The sequence below is a fragment of the Blastococcus sp. SYSU DS0539 genome (genome assembly GCF_054050855.1).
Genome location: NZ_JBJHAF010000008.1, coordinates 148,772 through 165,307 on the forward strand (window position 1 = coordinate 148,772; position 16,536 = coordinate 165,307).

Sequence of the window (16,536 nt, forward strand, 5' to 3'; positions counted from 1 at the left end):
GCACGTGGCGACCCCTCACGCACTACTGACGCACGCCCCCGAACAGCTTCTCGCCGCCGGCCGGCGCAGCTCGTCGAGCGCCCGCCGCTTCGGCCCCCTCCGCTCCGGCCTGCTGGTCGGCGCCGCCGCCGCCCTGACCGTCACCGTCCTCCCCGGCGCCGCGAGCGCCGTCCCCGGCACGGCCGACGAGGTCGCGGCCGAGGTGGCCCGGGCCAGCCATGAGCTCGAGGTCGCCTCCGAGGAGCTGAACGAGGCGCGGGTCGCCCTGGACCGCCACCGGGACGACGCCGAGGCGGCGACCGAGGCGGCCGCAGCGGCCCAGGTCCGGCTCGACGCCCTCGACGGCCAGATCCGCCGGCTCGCCCGCAGCGCCTACACCGGCAGGGGCATGTCGCAGCTCGACATCCTGCTGTCCAGCGACTCCGCTGACCAGCTGGTGTCCCAGCTCGGCACCCTCGACGCGATCGCCGGGCACACCAACGCGGTGCTCTCCGAGGCGTCGCTGGCGTCCGAGGACGCGGAGGAGTCCCGGGACGCCGCCGCAGCGTCCGCCGCCGACGCCCAGCGCGTGGTGGACGAGATCGCCGCGAAGCAGGAGGACCTCGAGTCGAGGATCGCCGACTACCAGCGGCGGTACGACGCGCTCACCGCGCCGCAGCAGGCCGAGGTGGCCCGGGCCCACGGCGGCGACAGCCTGCCGGCGCCGGCGCCCAGCGGCGTCATCGCTCCCAGCGCCGCCGCCCAGGTGGCCGTGAACACGGCCCTGGCCCAGCTCGGCGATCCCTACGTCTGGGGTGCCGGTGGGCCGAACGCCTTCGACTGCTCGGGGCTGACGTCCTACGCCTACGCCGCCGCGGGCGTGACCCTGCCGCACTCCAGCAGGTCGCAGTCCCAGATGGGCAAGGCCGTCTCCCGCAGCGAGCTGCAGCCCGGCGACCTGGTGTTCTTCTACAGCCCGGTCAGCCACGTGGGCATGTACATCGGCAACGGCCAGATGGTGCACGCCTCCACCTCCGGCCAGCCGGTGAAGGTGGCCGGCGTGGATTCGATGGGCGGCTACAACGGCGCCCGGCGGATCGCCGGCTGACGGCATCCGTGCCACGAGGGCCGGCGACCTCTTCGGAGGTCGCCGGCCCTCGCCGTCTCCCGGGCGAGCGGGACGGCGCACCTAGGATCGGCCGGGTGAACCGGGGAGGGCGGCCAGACGCTCGGGCCGCGCTGGTCACGGCGGTCGTGCTCGGGATCGCCCTCGCCGTCGCCATCGCCGTCCGCACGCCGTGGGACGTGCTGCCCGAGCCGCCCGGCGGCTACACGGCTCCCGACCCCTCCGCGGGGCTGCCTCCCGCGCAGCTGGACCGGGCGGAGGCGTTCGCGGCCGCGCTCCGCCCCGCCTCGCTGCTCTCCCTGGCGCTGAGCCTGGCCGTCTCGGCGGCCCTCGGCCTGACCCGGCTCGGCGGGCGGCTGGTGCGTGCCGTGGCCGCACCGTTCGGCGGCCGGTGGTTCGTCCAGGTGTTGGTGGGGGTGCCGGCCCTCGTGGTCGTCGGTCGCCTGGTGACCCTCCCGGTGTCCGCCTACGCCGAGACCGTCCGGCACCGGTACGGCCTCTCCACCCGCGGGTGGGGGCTCTGGCTGCGCGACGTCGCCGTCTCGGTGGCCATCAGCGCGGCGATCAGCGCCGCGGTCGTCCTCGCCGTCCTGTGGCTGGTCCGCCGGGCCCCGCGCACCTGGTGGGCCTGGGCAGGGGGGGCGGCGGCCGCGCTGGTCGTCGTCGGCTCGTTCCTCTACCCGGTCGTCATCGAGCCGGCGTTCAACACCTTCACGCCGCTTCCGGCTGGCGAGCTGCGCACCGAGCTGCTCGCGCTGGCCGAGGAGAACGGCACCCCGGTGCAGGACGTCCTGGTCTCCGACGCCTCGCGCCGGACCACGGCCCTGAACGCCTACGTCTCCGGCTTCGGGTCGACCCGGCGGATCGTCCTGTACGACACGGTGCTCGCCGAGCTGCCGGACGCGGAGATCGAGTCGATCGTCGCCCACGAGCTCGGGCACGTGGCCACCGACGACGTGCTCACCGGCACGCTCATGGGCGCCCTCGGTGCCGGGGCGGCCACCGCGCTGGCCGGATGGCTGCTGACGTCGACGCGCCTGGTGCGGCGCGCGGGCGCGGACTCACCCGGCGATCCGCGCGTCGTGCCGCTGCTGCTCTTCCTGGTGGCGGTCGGCGGGCTGATCGCCACCCCGGTGCAGAACCTGGTGTCCCGGCAGATCGAGGAACGGGCCGATCTCCGCGCCCTGGACCTCACCCGGGACCCGGAGGCCTTCATCGGCATGCAGCAACGGCTGGCGACGTCGAACCTCGCCGACCCCGATCCGCCGGCCGCCTGGCACTGGTTCTTCGGCAGCCACCCGACCGCGGCCGAGCGCATCGCCATGGCCGAGGACTGGCTGCTCCTGGAGGGACCATGACCCGCACGCTGGTCGTCACGAACGACTTCCCGCCCCGGCAGGGTGGCATCCAGACGTTCGTCGCGGCGCTGCTCGCCCGCCGTCCGCCGGACTCGCTGGTCGTGCTGGCGTCGGACTCGCCCGGCTCGGCCGAGCACGACCTTGCGCTGCCGTACCCCGTGGTGCGCCGCCCGACGGGAATGCTGCTGCCGACGCGGGCCACCGCCCGGGCGGCCGTCGAACTCGTCGACCGGTTCGGTTGCGACACCGCGTTCTTCGGTGCGGCCGCACCGCTGGGCCTGCTGGCCCCCACCCTGCGCGCGGCGGGCGTGCGGCACCTCGTCGGCGCCACCCACGGGCACGAGACGGGCTGGGTCGCCCTGCCGGGGAGCCGCCAGGTGATGCAGCGGATCGCCGCGGGCCTCGACGTGGTCACCTACATCAGCGAGTACACCCGGGACCGGCTCGCGCCGGCGCTCGGCAGCCGCGCCCGGCTGGCCCAGCTCTCCCCGGGTGTGGACGTCGACCGGTTCACCCCGGAGGCCGACGGGGCAGCGGTGCGCGACCGGTACGGGCTGGGCGAGGCGCCGGTGGTGGTCTGCGTCTCCCGGCTGGTCCCGCGCAAGGGCCAGGACGTGCTCGTGGCGGCCTGGCCGCAGGTCCTCGCCCGGCACCCCGGCGCCCGGTTGCTGCTGGTCGGCGGCGGCCCGGCCGAGGCATCCCTCCGCCGCGCCGTGGCCCGGGCGGGGCTCCAGGACTCGGTGGTCCTCACCGGCCCCGTCGGGCACGGGCAGCTGCCCGCGCACTACGCGGCGGGCGACGTCTTCGCGATGCCCTGCCGCACCCGTCGCGGCGGGCTGGACGTCGAGGGGCTCGGGATGGTGTTCCTCGAGGCGGCGGCCTGCGCCCGGCCCGTGGTCGCCGGGACCTCCGGTGGGGCGCCGGAGGCGGTGCAGGAGGGCGTCACCGGCCACGTCGTCGACCCGCGCTCACCCGCTGCCGTGGCGGCCGCCCTGAACGGCCTGCTGGACGATCCGGACCGGGCCCGCGCCCTGGGGTCCGCCGGCCGGGCCTGGGTCGAGCAGCGGTGGTCGTGGTCGACCATCGCGGCCGACTTCGCCCACCTGCTCGAGCCCTGAACGCACCGGGCCCCGTCCCACCGGTGGTGGGACGGGGCCCGGTCGGGCGGCGGGCTCAGCGGGTGTAGAGCGCGTCCACCTCGGAGCCGAACTGCTTCATGACGACGTTCCGCTTCAGCTTGAGGCTCGGGGTCAGCATCCCGTTGTCCTCGGTGAAGTCGGTGTCCAGCACGGTGAACTTCTTGATCGCCTCGGCCTGCGACACCGCCTTGTTGGCGTCCTTGACCGCGGCGTCGAGCTCGGCCTGCAGGTCGGCGTCCTCCCGCACCTGCGCGACCGTGAGGTCGGCCGGCTTGCCCTTGGACTCCAGCCACTGCGGCAGGGCTTCCTCGTCGAGGGTGATCAGTGCGGCGATGAACGGCCGCGCGTCGCCGACGACGATGCACTGGCTGACCAGGCGGTGCGCCCGCAGCCGGTCCTCGAGCACCGCCGGGGCGACGTTCTTGCCGCCCGCGGTCACCAGGATCTCCTTCTTGCGACCGGTGATCTTGATGAAGCCGTCGTCGTCGATCTCGCCGATGTCGCCGGTGTGGAACCAGCCGTCGGCGTCGATCGCCTCCCGGGTGGCCTGCTCGTTCTTCCAGTAGCCGCGCATGACCACGCCGCCGCGCAGCAGGATCTCGCCGTCCTCGGCGATCGCGGCGGAGACGCCCGGCAGCGGCCGGCCGACGGTGCCGATGCGGAAGGCGTCCTCGTGGTTGACGGAGGCGGCGGCGGTGGTCTCGGTGAGGCCGTAGCCCTCGAACACCGGGACGCCGATGCCGCGGAAGAAGTGGCCGAGCCGCTCGCCGAGCGGCGCACCGCCGGAGATGGCGCCGAGGCACCGCCCGCCGAGCGCGGCCCGCAGCTTCCCGTAGACGAGCTTGTCGAACAGCGCGTGCTGCAGCCGCAGGCCGATCCCGGCACCACCGCTGTCCTGGGCGCGCGACCAGTCGATGGCCACCTGGGCGGCCCGGTCGAAGATCTTGCCCTTGCCGTCGCCCTCGGCCTTCGCCTTGGCCTGGTTGTAGACCTTCTCGAACACCCGCGGGACGGCCAGCACGAACGTCGGCTTGAACCCGCCGAGGTCCTCGACCAGGTTCTTCACGTCCGGGGTGTGCCCGATGACGGTGCGGGTCTTGATGGCGCCGACCTGCAGGACGCGGGCGAGCACGTGCGCGAGCGGGATGAACAGCAGCAGCGAGCCCTGCATGTTCATGAACCGGCCGAGCAGGGTCATGCCGTTGTCGATCTCGAACAGGAAGTTGCCGTGGGTCAGCTCGCAGCCCTTCGGCCGGCCCGTGGTGCCGCTCGTGTAGATCAGCGTGGCGAGGCTGTCGGCGTTCAGCGTCTTCCGGCGGGCCTCGAGCTCGCTGTCCGGGACGCCGGCGCCTGCCTGGGTGAGCGTGCCGATCGCGTCGTCCTCGATCACGTGGACGGACTTGAGGTCGGGCGCCTGGTCCCGGACCGAGTCGACGGCGGTGGCGTGCTCGTCGCGCTCGACGACCACCGCGGTGGCGCCGGAGTCCGACAGGATCCACGCCACCTGGTCGGCGCTGGAGGTCTCGTAGATCGGGACGACGACCGCGCCGGCGGTCCAGATGGCGTAGTCGAAGACGGTCCACTCGTAGCGGGTCTTCGCCTGGAGGGCGACCCGGTCGCCCGGGGCGACCCCGGCCGCGATGAGCCCCTTCGCCACGCCGGCGACCTCACCGGCGAACTCCGCCCAGGTGACGTCCTGCCACTGGCCGCCGCGGCGGCGCCGCAGCCCCACCTCGGCGCCGGCCTCGGCTACGTTGGTGGCCAGCATGTCGGTCAGCGCCTCGTCGGGGCCGACCTCGGTGGTCACAGGAACGCTGAACTCGCGCACGCGTGGTCCTCTCCTCCCCGCCGGCCACGAGGCGCCGTCGCCCGCGGCCCCGGTACGGGGACGTCCCGGTCAATCTAGCGGCTGGTGCTACTCGGCAGTAGCCGAGTGCTGCGGTGGACGGGGCCCGTTCACCCGGAAGCAGCTAGCCTGCTGCCCATGGCGGACCAGTCCACCCAGTCGATCGTCGTCGAGGCGCCTGCGGCCGAGGTCATGGCGGTGATCGCCGACTTCCCGGCGTATCCGCAGTGGGTCGCCTCCGCCAAGAAGGTCGAGGTGCTCGAGACCGGGGACGACGGGCGGGCCCGTCGCGTCCACTTCGTGCTCGACGCCGGCGCGGTGAAGGACGACTACGTCCTCGAGTACGCGTGGGACGACGACCGCCGCGTCTCCTGGCACCTGGTCACGGGCCAGATGCAGAAGCGGCAGGAGGGCTCCTACACCCTCGCCGAGAGCGGCGGCCGCACCGAGGTGACGTACTCGATCACCATCGACCTCTCCATCCCGATGCTCGGGATGATCAAGCGCAAGGCGGAGAAGGTCATCCTGGACACCGCGCTCAAGGAGCTCAAGAAGCGCGTCGAGGGCTGACCCGGCGTGCGCACCCTGCTGGTCACCGGCCCGGGCGGGGCGGGGACGTCCACCGTCGCCGCGGCCGCCGCCGTCCGTACCGCCCGGGAGGGCCGCAGCACGCTGCTGCTCTCCCGGCAGGCGTCCCCGGTGAGCGGCCTCGACGCGGTGCCCGGGCTCCGCGTGCAGCGGGTCGACGGGCGGCGGGCCGTCGAGGACCTGTGGGGATCCCACGTCGACTCGCTCGGGCCGCTGCTGCCGCACCTGGCGCTCCCGCCGGCGAGCTCCGTCGTGCCGCCACCGGGCGCCGACGACCTCGCCCTGCTCGCGGCACTGGGGAACGCCGACGCGGACGTGGTGGTGGTCGACGCCGGCCCGCTGCGCGACGGGCTGTCGCTGGCCGCCCTGCCCGGGGCGCTGCGGTGGTGGCTGGACCAGGCCCTGCCGCCGACGGCGCGGGCGCTGGCCGCCGTCCGGACGGCGGCGGTCACCGCCGGCGCGGCCCGGTCGGGTCCGCTCGACGCGGTGCTGGCCGCCGTTCCCGTCGTCGAGCGGCTGCTCACCCGTGACCGGCTGGCCGACCCCACGGCGACGGCGGTCTGGTTGACCGCCGGTGCCCGCGGGGCCGCCGTCCCGGCGGTGCGGAGCGCCGCCACCGTCCTGGGCCTGCACGGGCTGCGGGCCGCCGCCGTGCTGGCCCGGGTGCTCCCCGCCGGTGGGGCCGGGGAGTGGTGGGCCGGCCGCGCCGCCGAGCAGGACGCGGCGCTCGGCGACCTGGCGGACGTCGCGCCCGTGCACGAGGTCCCCGAGCTGCCGGGCACGCCGACGGACGTCGACGCCGTGGTGGCGCTGCTGGACGGGCTGGAGCTCCCCGCCTCCGGTGGGCCCCCGGCCCCGGCCCCGCGGCGGCGGGACGGCGGCGGCTGGGCGCTGACCGTGCCGCTGCCCTTCGCCGAGCGGGCGGCCGTGGGGCTGACCCGGTGGGGCGATGACCTCGTGGTGGCAGTGGGGGAGGATCGTCGTTCACTGCGCCTGGACTCGTTGTTGCGACGGTGCGAGGTGACCGGAGGGCGGCTGGCCGCCCCCGGCACCGCCGACGCGCGCCTCGAGGTCAGCTTCCGCGCGGATCCGCAGCAGTGGCCGGCCGACCTCCTGGCGGCCGAGGGGAGGACCACATGACCACCGGTGCCGACTGGCTCGACTCGGCCCGCCGCCTGGTCGACGCCGTCCGTGCCAGCGCCGAGCCCGCGCCCGGCGCGACCGCCGACGAGCACGGCGGCGACTGCCGCTGGTGCCCGGTCTGCCAGACGGCGGCCGTGGTCCGGGGCGACCGGCCCGAGGTGACCGCGGCCCTGGCCGACGTCCTCACCACCGCCGCGGCCGCGCTCCGCACGTTCGCCGAGGCCCCGCGCGAGGGCGCCGCCGACCCGGCAACCGCGGAGGAGGACGCGCCCCCCGCCGGGCAGCCGGCCGTCCAGCGGATCGACATCGCGTGACCTCGCCGGACGTGACGGCCCGGCCGGCGCTGGGCATCGACATCGGTGGCACCAAGGTCGCCGGCGGGTTGGTGGCGCCCGACGGCACGATCCTGGCGACCGCCCGCCGGGCCACCCCGGGCGCCTCGGTGAGCGACACCGAGGACGCCATCGCGGCCGTGGTCGAGGAGCTGGCCGTGGGCGTCGGCGGCGAGCTCGTCGGGGTCGGCGTCGGGGCCGCCGGGTGGTTCGACCGCACCGGGGACACCGTGCTGTTCAGCCCCCACCTGGCCTGGCGCAACTCGACGCTGCGCAAGGACCTCGGCGCGCGGCTGCAGCGCCCCCTGTGGGTGGGCAACGACGCCGACGCCGCGGCCTGGGCCGAGTACCGCTACGGCGCGGCCCGGGGTGCCGACCTGGCGCTGATGATCACGCTGGGCACCGGCATCGGCGGCGGCATCGTCCTCGACGGCCGGCTGCGCCGTGGCTCGCACGGCGTCGCGGGGGAGTGGGGGCACATGCGCGTCGTGCCCGACGGGCGGCTGTGCGCCTGCGGCAACCGCGGGTGCTGGGAGCAGTACGCCAGCGGCACCGCGCTCGGGCAGACCGCGCGCGAGGTCGCCCGCACCTCACCGGCCGCCGCGGCGCTGCTGCTGGAACGGGTGGACTGCGAGCCCGAGCGGCTGACCGGCGAGCACGTGGCCCGAGCGGCGTACGACGGCGACCCGCTCGCCCTGGAGCTGGTCACCGAGGTCGGGTACTGGCTGGGCCAGGGCATCGCCGACCTGGCCGCCGTGCTCGACCCGGAGGTCGTGGTGATCGGCGGCGGGGTCAGCGTGCTCGGCGAGATGGTGCTCGGGCCGGCGCGGGAGCGGCTCGAGCGCGCGCTGCCCGGCCGCGGGTTCCGGCCGGGCCCGCGCATCGTCGCCGCCGACCTGGGCGCCCAGGCCGGCATCGTCGGCGCCGCCGACCTGGTCCGCCGGGCCGTCGCCGAGGGCGAGGCCTAGACCACCGCGCCGTCGTCGCCGTCGTCGGCCGAGCGGTCACGCATCCGGGAGACCAGCAGCGCGACCCCGCCGGCGACCACCGCCACGCCCACCACGAGACCGGCGTCGGCCGAGAGGCCGATCACCGAGGGCACGCCGATGAGCAGGATGCCCGCCGCCACCAGCAGCACCGCGTACAGCACCGCCGGTGCCGGGACGGGCAGGGGCGGCGGGGGTGGGGGCTCGTAGTGCTCGTCCGGCCGGTCCAGCACCGGCACCTCGTGCGGCGCCGGCGGGGGTGCGGCGGACGGCTGCTCGTCGACGGCGGCGCGACCGTGCTCGGCCTCGAAGGCGGCCACGATCCGGCGCCACTCGGCGTCCTCGTCGATGTCGCGGCCGGCCGGCCGGCGGGCCGGACGGGGCTCGGTCGGGTGCTCGTCGGCATGCTGGTCCACCAGCCCCCGCGCCTCCGCCTGGCGGGCGCGGTCGACGTACAACCGGTCCGACGGCGGGCTCGGCAGGACGACCGACCGGGTGTACGGGCCGACGTCGGCGGCCGGCTCGAGGTACGCGGCGATGCCGGCGGCCTCCAGGACATCGAGCAGGTGCTCGCCCACGCGGGGGTCGACGTCACGCACCGGGCTCCACAGCGCGGCGTCGAGGCCGTTGTCGCGGCGGCCCCGTCCCCGCCGGTCGGTCATCTGCGGTCCGCCGGTGACGCACCCGGCTCGCCGGCCGGCACGCGGGCACGGATCCACTCCGCGGACCGGCTGAAGATCAGCGGGGCGTCGTTGTCCAGCGTGGCCACGTGGTAGCTGTTCTCCAGCACCACCTCGGTGGTGTCCGCGCTGCCCACCCCGGCGAGCAGGATCGCGCTGTTGACCGGCTCGACGACGTGGTCCTCGGTGCTGTGGAAGACGATGACGGGCGCGGTGACCCGGCCCAGGTCGGCGCGGGTGGCGGCCCACAGGCCGCGCAGCTGCATCATCGCCCGGGTGGGCAGCTTGGGGTAGGCCAGCTCGGCCACGCCGGGCTTCTTGATGTCGCTGGCGATCGGTGCCCAGCTGGGGGTGAGCCGCGCGAGCAGGGGCAGCAGCTTCGCGTCCAGCCGCTGGGTCAGCAGCGCCGGGTTCACCAGCAGCAGGCCGGCGACGTCGTCGGGCCGGACCTGGGCCAGCCGGGTGGCCAGGGTGCCGCCCATCGACAGCCCGGCGACGAACACCCGGTCGCAGACCGCGGCCAGCTCGTCGAAGGCGTCCTCGACCGTCGCCGTCCACTGGTCGGAGGTGCTGGTGTTGCAGTCCTGCCAGCGCGTCCCGTGGCCGGGGAGCAGCGGGCACCGGACGGCGAAGCCCTCGGCGGCCAGGTGCTCGCCCCAGGGCCGCATGCTCATCGGCGTCCCGGTGAACCCGTGGACCAGCAGCACGCCGGTGCGCCCCTCCGGTCCGTCGCGCCCGGGGAAGTCGAACGGTTCTGCTCCGGGCATGACCTCGGGTGCAGGGGTCGGTCCGGGCACGGGGCTCCTCCTCGGCGTCCGGCGTCGACGCCGGTGTCAGCTACCTCACGATGGTGCTCCGATTGTGATTCGGGCCCCAGGCTCCCTAGTCTGGCAGTCCCCGAGGGAGGCGTGTTGTTCTACTGGTTCCTCAAGTTCGTCGCGATCGGCCCGGTGGTGCGGGTGGTCTTCCGCCCGAAGGCCGAGGGCACCGAGCACGTACCCGCGACGGGCGCCGCCATCCTGGCGAGCAACCACCTGTCCGCTGCGGACTGGGTGTTCATGCCGCTGCAGCTGAAGCGGCGGGTCACCTTCCTGGCGAAGTCGGAGTACTTCACCGGCACGGGCGTGAAGGGCTTCCTCCAGCGCGCGTTCTTCACCGGCGCCGGGCAGGTGCCCATCGACCGGTCGAGCGCCTCGGCGGCCGAGGGCGCCATCCAGACCGGCATCCGCACCCTCCGCGACGGGAAGCTGCTGGGCATCTACCCCGAGGGCACCCGCTCGCCCGACGGCCGCCTCTACCGCGGCAAGATCGGCGTGGCGCGGATGGCGCTCGAGACCGGCGTCCCGGTCGTCCCGGTCGCCATGGTCTACAGCACCCGGACGCTGCCGTTCGGCAAGCGGATCACCCGGGTGCGGGTCCGGTTCGGCGAGCCGCTGGACTTCAGCCGCTACGAGGGCCTGGCCGGTGACCGCTTCGTCGAGCGCTCGATCACCGACGAGATCATGTACGAGATCATGATGCTGTCGGGCCAGGAGTACGTCGACGTCTACGGCGCCACGGTGAAGAAGTCGATGGACGCCACCGGAGCCAGCGCCAGCGAGGTCATCGCCACGCTGCAGCCGCCCGCCACCGAGGCCGCCGACCGCGCCCCCACCTCGCTCGCCGGTTAGCGGGGGAGCACCCGGGCGAGGACGTCGCGCAGGAGGGCGAGCAGCTCCGACCGGGGCATCGTCGGCTCCAGCACCCACTGCGCGACCAGCTCCTCGGTGAACGCGAAGAACGCGAGCACCAGCTGCCGGCGCCGGGCGTCGTCCGGCAGGCCGAGGGCCTGCAGCCCGACCTCGACCAGCCGGCTGCGGGTCTCCTCGTACACCTCGGCCACCCAGGGGTCGCCGCCGGCGGCGCCGCGCACGAAGGCCAGGTGGGTCTCCCGGAAGGTCTCCACCCAGCCGACGTAGCGGTCCAGCATCCCGTCGACGGCGTCGCCGTCGGTGCCGGCGGGCGTGCCCGGCCGGGGCAGCAGGTGGGCCCACAGCAGCTCCGCGGCGGCCCGGGTGACGGCGGCGTAGTAATCGCGCTTGCTGGGGAAGTAGTGGAACAGCAGGCTGCGGCTGATGCCGGCCCGGCGGGCCACCTCGTCGATCGTCAGCTCCTGCACCGGCGTGGTGGGCAGCAGCTCGAGCCCGATCTGCACCAGCTGTGCCCGCCGGTCGCCCGCCGACCGCCGGCCCCGTCCCGGCTCGGGGGGCGAGGCGGTCATGCCCGGATCCGCCGGATCACGCCACCGCCCGGTCGGCGGTGGCGGCCGCGACGAGACGCAGCAGCCCCTCGACGACCAGCTGCGGCTGCTCCTGGGGAAGCATGTGGCCGGTGCGCTCGGCACGGTGCAGCCGTGCCCCGGGCAGCGCCTCGGCGAGGTGGAGGCTGTGCCGCTCCGGCGTGAGCTTGTCGCTGTCCCCGACGAAGATCTCGACCGGCACCCGGGTCAGCGCCGCCAGCTCCGCGCGCTTGTCGTGGTCGCCGAGGGCGGGCATGAACCGGATGAAGGAGCGCAGCGTCGAGGCGTGCATGATCTCCGCCCCGGTGAGCACCATCTCGTCGGTCGCATCGGCGCCGTAGAGCAGGCCGCGGACCATCTTCCGGTGGCGCGGGTGCGCCGGCGGCACGAGGTTGCGCAGCCGCTCCAGCACGCCCGCCCCGGCCAGCGCGGCGTCGAGTACGCCGGGCCGGATCCTGGCCATGCGCCCACCCGCCGAGCGGGGATCAGAGGTCAGGTCGCCGGCGGAGGTGGAGACCAGCGCGACGCCGCGCACCCGGTCGCCGAACAGCTCCGGGCGCGCCGCGGCCAGGCACATGACGGTCATGCCCCCCATGGAGTGCCCGCCGAGGACGACGGGGCCGGTGGGCGCCAGCCGGTCGAGGACGTCGGCCAGATCGCGGCCGAGCTGGTCGACGGTGATCTCCGCCTCGCCCCACGTCGACCGGCCGTGCCCGCGCTGGTCGTACCGGACCAGGCGGAGCTCCCCGGCGGCGGCCCGGTCGGCGAGCCGGGTGGCGACGTCGTCCCAGGCGGCCTGGGACAGCGTCCAGCCGTGCGCGAGGACCACGGTCACCGGCGCGCTATCGGCGCCCTCGACCGTGGCGTGCAGCCGGGCGCCGTCGCCGGTGGGAACGGCGGCGGTGCGCTTGCAGACGGTGCGGGACGGGGTGGTCACGCGGCCTCCTCCGTGCGGACCGGCGCGGTCGCCGGGATGCCGACGTAGTTCTCCCGGTCCAGGGACCGGGTGAGCTTCCGGAACCGGAAGGTGAAGTCCGGCCACAGCGTGGTGTTGTGGCCGTGCTGGTCCAGGTACCAGCTGGCGCAGCCGCCGGCGAGCCAGACGGTGCCCCTCGACTTCTTCGCGATCAGTGCGCGGTAGGCCTCCTGGGCGGCCGGCGTGGTCTCCAACACCGCGAGACCCTCGGCGTCCATCGTGCGGAGCGCGTCGTCGACGTAGGCGACCTGCGACTCGATCATGTAGACCATCGACGTGTGGCCGACGCCCACGTTCGAGCCCACCAGCAGGAACAGGTTCGGGAAGCCGGCGACCGTCGTGCTGCGGTTGCTCACCATCCCCTCGTCCCAGACCTCGGCGAGGGTGCGCCCGTCCCGGCCGGCGATCTTGCCGGCGATCGGCAGGTCCGTGACGTGGAAGCCCGTGGCCAGCACGATGGTGTCGGTGGGCCGCTCGATCCCGTCGGTGGTGACGACGGAGTGCGGCCGCACCTCGGCGATCCCGGCGGTGACCAGCTCGGCGTTCGGAGCCGCCACGGCCGGGAAGTAGTCGTTGCTGATCAGGATGCGCTTGCAGCCGATCGTGTAGTCCGGCGTCAGGGCCTTGCGCAGCTTCGGGTCGCGCACCTGCCGGTCGAGGTGGGCCTTGGCGAGCGTGCCCACGGGCTTGAGGAATGCCCGGCGCTTGGCCATGCCGAGCACGAGGAACTCGCGGGCGGTGTAGAGCAGGCCGCGGATGGCCCGCTGCAGCCCGGGGACCGTCCGGTAGAGCCGCCGGGCCCACGGCTTCACCGGGTGGTCGGTGCGGGGAACCACCCAGGCGGGGGTCCGCTGGTAGACGGCGATGCTCTCCACCTGCGGCTGGATGGCCGGCACGATCTGGATCGCCGAGGCGCCGGTGCCGATGACGGCGACCTTCTCCCCGGTGACGTCGTGGGCGGAGTCCCAGCGGGCCGAGTGCATGACCGTGCCGGCGAAGGCGTCCAGGCCCGGGATGTCCGGATAGGTCGGGTCGGCCAGGGCGCCGGCCGCGGACACCAGCACCTGGGCGCGGAACACGCCGGCCGACGTCGTCACCAGCCAGCGGCGCTGGTCGTCGTCCCAGCGGGCGGCGGTGACGTCCGCGCCGAACACGCAGTGTTCCCGGACGCCGAAGCGGTCGGCCGTGGCCTGCAGGTAGGCCTGGATCTCGGGCTGCTCGGAGTAGGAGCGCGGCCAGTCCGGGTTCGGGGCGAAGGAGTAGGAGTACAGGTGCGACTGCACGTCGCACGCCGCCCCCGGATAGGTGTTGTCCCGCCAGGTGCCGCCGACGTCGTCGGCCCGCTCCAGCAGCAGGAAGTCGGTCTCCCCGCGCTCGCGCAGCGTGATGGCCATGGCCAGGCCGGCGAAGCCCGAGCCGATGATCGCCACCCGGACCTCGCGGGCCGCTGCCCCCGCCCGCGCGGAGGGTGCGGACTGTGTCTCGATCACGCTGGTCACCTCGGAATGGGTCCTCTCCTCCGGCTTGCTGAGCAACGCTCAACAAGCTACAACAGCTGTTGAGCAGTGCTCAATCCGAGCGCGACGATCCCCGGAGGAATGCCCCATGGCCCGTGGTCCCGGCAAGCGCACGCGCACGTCCCTCGCCGGCAGGTCCGTCCTCATCACCGGTGCCGCCCGTGGCATCGGGGCCGAGCTGGCCCGCAAGGCGGCCGCCCGTGGCGCCCGCGTGGCCCTGGTCGGGCTGGAGCCCGAGCAGCTGGCGGCGGTCGCCGACGAGCTCGGGCCCGAGCACCTGTGGGTGGAGGCCGACGTCACCGACGCCGACGCCCTGAAGGCGGCGGTGCAGCGCACCGTGGACACCTTCGGCGGGCTGGACGTCGTCGTCGCCAACGCCGGCATCGCGCCGCTCACCACGGTGATGACGTCGTCGGCGCACGCGCTGGCCCGCACCATCGAGGTCAACCTGATCGGCACGATGCTGACCGCGCACGCCGCGCTGCCGGAGATCGCGAAGCGCCGCGGGCACGTGCTGCTGATCAGCTCGGCCGCGGCCTTCACCGTGCTGCCCGGCATGAGCGCGTACTGCGCGTCCAAGGCGGGCGTGGAGCGCTTCGGCGACGCGCTGCGCCTGGAGGTCGCCTACCGCGGGGTCACCGTGGCGAGCGCGCACCCGACGTGGATCGACACCGACATGGTCCGCGACACCGAGGCGGCGCTACCCACCTTCAAGGCCACCCGCAGGCAGCTCCCCGGCCCGCTGGGCGCCTTCACCTCGGTCGAGGCGTGCGCCGAGGCGCTGGTGGAGAACCTGGAGACCCGCGGCCGCCGGGTGTTCGTCCCCCGTTCCGTGGGCACCGTGGCGGCGCTGCGCCAGCTGGTCACCGGCGTGCTCGCCGAGAAGGTCGCGATGGCGGTCTCGGCGAAGCGGGTGCCGCAGCTGGAGCGCGACATCGCGGCGCTGGACGGGCGCGAGTTCGGCCCCAACTCCGTCGGCGACCGCGCCAAGGGCGCAGCCTAGGACCGACCCCGTCGATAGGTGCACAGATCGCCGGGGTCAGTGGGTCCAGGAGCCGGCGCGGCCGACGGCGTCCTGCCAGCGGTCGTGCCGGCCGTCGTCGCGGCGTCCGGCCTCCGGGTCGAACCGCCGGTCGAGGGCCCAGGTGGCGCGCAGCTCGTCGGTGTTGCCCCAGACGCCGGTGCCCAGGCCGGCGAGGAAGGCCGCGCCCAGCGCCGTCGTCTCGGTGACCTTCGGGCGGCGCACCGGCACCCCGAGCTGGTCGGCCTGCAGCTGGAGGAGCAGGTCGTTGGCGCTCGCGCCGCCGTCGGCCGACAGCTCCGGGACCTCCAGGCCGGCCTCGTCGACCATCACGTCGACGACGTCGCGCACCTCGAAGGCGATCGCCTCGAGGGTCGCACGGGCGATGTGCGCGCGCGTGGTGCCGCGGGTGAGGCCGAGGAGGGCGCCGCGGGCGTGCGGGTCCCAGTGCGGGGCGCCCATGCCGGTCAGCGCCGGCACGAAGACGACCTCGCCGGAGTCGGGCACCGTGCGGGCCAGCCCCTCGATCTCGGCGGCGGAGTCGATGAGCCCGAGGCCGTCGCGCAGCCACTGGACGGCGGCGCCGGTCACGAAGATCGCGCCCTCGAGGGCGTAGACCAACCCGTCGCCGAGGTCCCACGCGACCGTGGTGAGCAGCCCGGCGCCCGAGCGCACGATGTCGGACCCGGTGTTGGTGAGCACGAACGAGCCGGTGCCGTAGGTGCACTTGCTCATCCCGGGGGAGTAGCAGGCCTGCCCGAACAGCGCCGCCTGCTGGTCGCCGGCGATCCCGGCGATCGGCAGCGCGAGGCCGAGGAAGGCGTCGGGGTCGGTCGTGCCGACGACGCCGGAGCTCGGCACCACCTCGGGGAGGGCCGACCGCGGGACGTCGAAGAGGTCGCAGAGCTCGTCGGACCAGGCGCCCTTCTCCAGGTCGAAGAGCAGGGTGCGGCTGGCGTTGGTCGGGTCGGTGACGTGCGCCGGGCCGCCGGTGAGGCGGGCGATCACGTACGAGTCGACGGTGCCCAGCGCCAGCGAGCCGTCGCGGACGCCGGACCACAGCCGCGGCTCGTGCTCGGCCAGCCAGGCGAACTTGGTCCCGGTGAAGTAGGGGTCCAGCCGGAGCCCCGTCGCCCGCGCGACCTGCTCCTCGACGCCCTCGTCCCGCAGCCGGTCGCAGATCTGCGTGGTGCGGCGGTCCTGCCAGACGATGGCCGGCCGGGGGGAGTGCAGGGTGCGCCGGTCCCAGACGACGGCGGTCTCCCGCTGGTCGGTGAGGCCGATGCAGGTGGGCTGCTCGTCGGTGCCGGCCAGCGCCTCGCGGCAGGCGGCCACCGTCGCCGTCCAGATGTCGTCGGGCTCGTGCTCCACCCAGCCCGGGCGCGGGAACAGCTGCGCGAACTCGCGGTAGCCCCGCGACAGGACGTCGCCCTGCTCGCCCACGACCAGCGCGGTCACCCCGGTGGTCCCTGCATCGATGGCCAGTACCGGCATGGCCCGAACCTAGCCGCCGCCACCCTGCCGCGCTGCGGCGATCGTGCCGTCGCCCGGGCCACCTACGGTGGTG

16 protein-coding genes are annotated in these 16,536 nt (G+C 74.9%); 9 read left to right on the forward strand and 7 right to left on the reverse strand.

The genetic code is table 11. From position 1 onward, the window contains the following. The first annotated feature begins 4 nt into the window (after positions 1-4). From ACI790_RS12040 to ACI790_RS12050, 3 genes are all read left to right on the forward strand, one after another. Positions 5-1,087, forward strand: a complete 1,083-nt coding sequence (locus ACI790_RS12040) for an NlpC/P60 family protein (protein WP_456570006.1) — start codon at positions 5-7, stop codon at positions 1,085-1,087. 95 nt (positions 1,088-1,182) lie between these two features. Continuing rightward, complete coding sequence (locus ACI790_RS12045; protein WP_456570007.1) at positions 1,183-2,463, forward strand: M48 family metallopeptidase; 1,281 nt, start codon at positions 1,183-1,185, stop codon at positions 2,461-2,463. After that, on the forward strand, positions 2,460-3,581 hold the full coding sequence (locus ACI790_RS12050; RefSeq protein ID WP_456570008.1) for a glycosyltransferase family 4 protein: 1,122 nt from the start codon (positions 2,460-2,462) through the stop codon (positions 3,579-3,581). The genes ACI790_RS12045 and ACI790_RS12050 overlap by 4 nt, the downstream gene beginning before the upstream one ends. Positions 3,582-3,636: 55 nt before the next feature. On the opposite strand, the gene ACI790_RS12055 is transcribed toward ACI790_RS12050, so the two are convergent. Then, on the reverse strand, positions 3,637-5,430 hold the full coding sequence (locus ACI790_RS12055; protein WP_456570009.1) for an AMP-dependent synthetase/ligase: 1,794 nt from the start codon (positions 5,428-5,430) through the stop codon (positions 3,637-3,639). A 156-nt stretch (positions 5,431-5,586) separates the two neighbouring features. Between ACI790_RS12055 and ACI790_RS12060 the strand changes: the two genes are divergently transcribed. Genes ACI790_RS12060 through ACI790_RS12075 form a run of 4 tightly spaced genes read left to right on the forward strand, consistent with a single transcriptional unit; the run spans position 5,587 to position 8,479 of the window. Then, on the forward strand, positions 5,587-6,018 hold the full coding sequence (locus ACI790_RS12060) for an SRPBCC family protein (RefSeq protein ID WP_456570010.1): 432 nt from the start codon (positions 5,587-5,589) through the stop codon (positions 6,016-6,018). 6 nt (positions 6,019-6,024) lie between these two features. After that, positions 6,025-7,176: an ArsA-related P-loop ATPase gene (locus ACI790_RS12065; protein WP_456570011.1), complete on the forward strand. Its 1,152-nt coding sequence runs from the start codon at positions 6,025-6,027 to the stop codon at positions 7,174-7,176. Beyond that, positions 7,173-7,493, forward strand: coding sequence for a hypothetical protein (locus tag ACI790_RS12070; protein ID WP_456570012.1), 321 nt, complete (start codon positions 7,173-7,175; stop codon positions 7,491-7,493). Before ACI790_RS12065 ends, ACI790_RS12070 begins: the two co-directional genes overlap by 4 nt. Continuing rightward, entirely contained in the window at positions 7,490-8,479 is a 990-nt protein-coding gene (locus tag ACI790_RS12075; RefSeq protein ID WP_456570013.1) for an ROK family glucokinase, read from the forward strand. Before ACI790_RS12070 ends, ACI790_RS12075 begins: the two co-directional genes overlap by 4 nt. Here the strand turns inward: ACI790_RS12075 and ACI790_RS12080 are convergent. Next, positions 8,476-9,159, reverse strand: coding sequence for a hypothetical protein (locus ACI790_RS12080; RefSeq protein ID WP_456570014.1), 684 nt, complete (start codon positions 9,157-9,159; stop codon positions 8,476-8,478). The genes ACI790_RS12075 and ACI790_RS12080 overlap by 4 nt on opposite strands. Continuing rightward, complete coding sequence (locus ACI790_RS12085; protein WP_456570015.1) at positions 9,156-9,974, reverse strand: alpha/beta hydrolase; 819 nt, start codon at positions 9,972-9,974, stop codon at positions 9,156-9,158. The genes ACI790_RS12080 and ACI790_RS12085 overlap by 4 nt, the downstream gene beginning before the upstream one ends. A 111-nt stretch (positions 9,975-10,085) precedes the next feature. On the opposite strand from ACI790_RS12085, the gene ACI790_RS12090 reads away from it, so the two are divergent. Continuing rightward, positions 10,086-10,847: a lysophospholipid acyltransferase family protein gene (locus tag ACI790_RS12090; RefSeq protein WP_456570016.1), complete on the forward strand. Its 762-nt coding sequence runs from the start codon at positions 10,086-10,088 to the stop codon at positions 10,845-10,847. Here the strand turns inward: ACI790_RS12090 and ACI790_RS12095 are convergent. From ACI790_RS12095 to ACI790_RS12105, 3 genes are read right to left on the reverse strand one after another with little or no spacing between them, the layout of a single operon-like run. After that, on the reverse strand, positions 10,844-11,437 hold the full coding sequence (locus tag ACI790_RS12095; RefSeq protein ID WP_456570017.1) for a TetR/AcrR family transcriptional regulator: 594 nt from the start codon (positions 11,435-11,437) through the stop codon (positions 10,844-10,846). The genes ACI790_RS12090 and ACI790_RS12095 overlap by 4 nt on opposite strands. Positions 11,438-11,453: 16 nt before the next feature. Further along, a complete protein-coding gene (locus ACI790_RS12100; RefSeq protein WP_456570018.1) occupies positions 11,454-12,392 on the reverse strand; it encodes an alpha/beta fold hydrolase in 939 nt (312 codons plus the stop codon). After that, positions 12,389-13,921, reverse strand: coding sequence for a flavin-containing monooxygenase (locus tag ACI790_RS12105; RefSeq protein WP_456570019.1), 1,533 nt, complete (start codon positions 13,919-13,921; stop codon positions 12,389-12,391). The genes ACI790_RS12100 and ACI790_RS12105 overlap by 4 nt, the downstream gene beginning before the upstream one ends. A gap of 115 nt (positions 13,922-14,036) precedes the next feature. Between ACI790_RS12105 and ACI790_RS12110 the strand changes: the two genes are divergently transcribed. Next, positions 14,037-14,951 (forward strand): SDR family oxidoreductase, encoded by a 915-nt coding sequence (locus tag ACI790_RS12110; protein ID WP_456570020.1) that lies wholly within the window; start codon positions 14,037-14,039, stop codon positions 14,949-14,951. A gap of 36 nt (positions 14,952-14,987) precedes the next feature. Here ACI790_RS12110 and glpK read toward each other — a convergent pair whose 3' ends face one another. Continuing rightward, positions 14,988-16,463, reverse strand: coding sequence for a glycerol kinase GlpK (glpK, locus tag ACI790_RS12115; RefSeq protein WP_456570021.1), 1,476 nt, complete (start codon positions 16,461-16,463; stop codon positions 14,988-14,990). Positions 16,464-16,536: the final 73 nt, after the last annotated feature.